The organism is Aestuariirhabdus haliotis (assembly GCF_023509475.1).
Taxonomy (GTDB): Bacteria; Pseudomonadota; Gammaproteobacteria; order Pseudomonadales; family Aestuariirhabdaceae; genus Aestuariirhabdus; species Aestuariirhabdus haliotis.
Map to the genome: position 1 here is coordinate 1 of NZ_JAKSDZ010000122.1, position 315 is coordinate 315.

The window sequence follows — 315 nt, forward strand, 5'->3', positions numbered from 1 at the left end:
TAGGTGACATCGGCTACCCATACTTTGTTCTTTTCATCAGGAACGCCACCGTTCGATCTCAGGTTCTCTCCAGAGGCTAAAAAGCGCCTGGAACCCGGTGCGCGACGTGTTACCTGGATGACCCTTGCCACTAACCCCAATTCACGCATCAAGCGCTCAATACGCTTCTTACCAACGGAATACCCTTGTTTTATCAAGGCCTTGAAGATACGAGGGCTGCCATAACGGCCTTCATTCGCGTCATAGATCGCCTGAATCTCAACCTTGAGATCATCATCTTCCAGACATCGCTGAGATCGGCTTCTGTTCTTCCAG

1 protein-coding gene is annotated in these 315 nt (G+C 50.5%); it reads right to left on the minus strand.

Features of this window, described 5'->3' with window-relative positions; genetic code table 11:
• Positions 1 to 315 (minus strand): IS3 family transposase (locus tag MIB40_RS19530; RefSeq protein ID WP_249697186.1); only part of this gene is annotated, 315 nt, incomplete at both ends.